Origin of the sequence: uncultured Alistipes sp. (genome assembly GCF_902388705.1) — a bacterium.
Lineage (GTDB): Bacteria > Bacteroidota > Bacteroidia > Bacteroidales > Rikenellaceae > Alistipes.
On the sequence record NZ_CABMQJ010000125.1, the window covers coordinates 1 to 1,848 of the forward strand.

The following is a 1,848-nucleotide window of genomic DNA, read 5'->3' on the forward strand; positions in this document are numbered from 1 at the left end:
TGCGCGATGCGGTCGTGCGGCTGCTTGCCGACGGGGGGCGTTTTGCCGTCATCCTGCCCACGGACGAGGCCGCGCGTTTTATCGGGGTTTGCCGGGGGCACCTGCTGCTGATTCGCCGCACCGACGTGCGCACCACGCCGCGCCATCCGGTCAAACGGGTGCTGATGGAGTTCGTCCGCGCGGACGGCAAAGCGGCGGAGAAGGGGTGCGCCGGCACTTGCGCCGCGGCTTCCGGGGGAGGTGTGTTTGTCGCTTCCGGGGACGGCATGTCCGTGGCTTTCGGGGGAGGCATGTCCGCCGTTTCCGGGGACGGCCCCGAATGTTCCGAACTGGTAATCGGCACGGGCGAACACGAGCAGTATACGCCCCAATACCGGGCCTTGACGCGCGATTTTTACCTGAAATTTTGACGGCTCGGCAAAATAAGTTACATTTGTGATAACGATTCAAAAAATTACGCCCATGAAATTCAGACTTCTGGCGCTCGCTTTGCTGGTTGGCGGCGGCGCTATGGCACAGAACCCATACATTGCCCTGCAGGGGGCCGTCGAAACCGCCGACGGCATCGTCATCTCCCAGCCCCGCACGGTGCTGGCGGTCGATGTCACCGCCGAGCGCGACGTGACTTTGAGCGGTCCCTATGCGCGTTACGCACAGAAATTCCTCGGCGTCCGCGCCCCCCTGACCGATAAAATCGCGTGGACCGTTACCGGCGCATCGGTGGCCCTGCTCGATGCCGCGGCCTGCCTCGACGCACCCGCTCCGGCCGAACCTTCGCGCAATGTGATGACCTATGCCAGGGCCGAGGACGAGTTCGCACGCCTGCAGGCCGACAAGAACGACATGACGGTGCTGGCGCTCGAAGACGCGGCCCGCGAAGCGGCCAATACGCTCTTTTCGCTCCGCAGGCACCGCCTCGAACTCATTACGGGCGAGGCGGGCGAGAATGTTTTCGGCGAGGGGCTGAAAGCCGCCCTCGACGAGATTGCGCGCCTTGAGCAAAGCTACCTGGAACTGTTCCTCGGCAAGCGGATTGTGACGAGCGAAACCCGCCGCTACGTGGTCGACCCCACGGCCGATAAGAAGCAGTACATCGTATGCCGGTTCAGTCCGGCCGACGGCCTGCTGCCCGAGAGCGATTTGTCGGGCGATATGGTGCTGTTGCAAATCGAGCCCTCGGGCGATACAGCCACTGCACTCGAGGCTTCGGCCAAGGAGGCGAATGTCGTGACCTGCCGCGTGGCCGACCCGTCGGTCTGCTCGGTCATTTTCGGCGGCCGCGTGTACGCCCGCACGACACTTCCGCTGTTCGAGTTCGGCCGCACGGTCAACGTCGCACTTCCCCGCCGCAAATAACAACCCGATGGATTTCACGTCGCGTATGGTGGCGCTGCTCTCCGGGCTGCGCCGCGAACGTAACGGCGCCGTGGCCGATGCCATGCGCTACTACGGTGCGGCTTACGGCCTGAACTACGGCGTGAGCCTGCCGACGCTGCGCAAAATCGCCCGGGCCGAAACACCCGATCACGATTTCGCCCGTTACCTCTATTTGCAGGATGTCCGCGAACTGCGCCTTGCGGCGCTGCATATCGCCTCTCCCGAACGCTTCGAAGCCGGTGAATTTGCGGCCTGGGCTGCGGGAATCATCAACTCGGAGGTGGCCGAAGAGGCCGCTTTCGCGCTGCTGTGCCGTGCCGGTGCGCTTCCCGAACTCTTCGAGGTGTGGACAGCCTCTTCCGAACCGCTGTTGCAGTATGCCGCCCTGCTGGCCGCCTCCCGGAGTCCGCATCCGACGGCGGCGTGGATCGCGCCGGCTGTCGAAGCCGTGCGCCGCAACGCCGCTGCGCA

At 64.6% G+C, this 1,848-nt stretch carries 2 protein-coding genes and 1 pseudogene; all 3 read left to right on the forward strand.

Annotated elements, in window-relative coordinates; genetic code table 11:
- Positions 1-410, forward strand: a pseudogene (locus tag QZT71_RS12435) (hypothetical protein); the annotation flags it as partial.
- Between the two features lie 52 nt (positions 411-462).
- A complete protein-coding gene (locus tag QZT71_RS12440; protein WP_295916673.1) occupies positions 463-1,356 on the forward strand; it encodes a DUF4831 family protein in 894 nt (297 codons plus the stop codon).
- A 7-nt stretch (positions 1,357-1,363) separates the two neighbouring features.
- On the forward strand, positions 1,364-1,848 hold a 485-nt coding region (locus QZT71_RS12445), incomplete at its 3' end, for a DNA alkylation repair protein (RefSeq protein WP_295916676.1).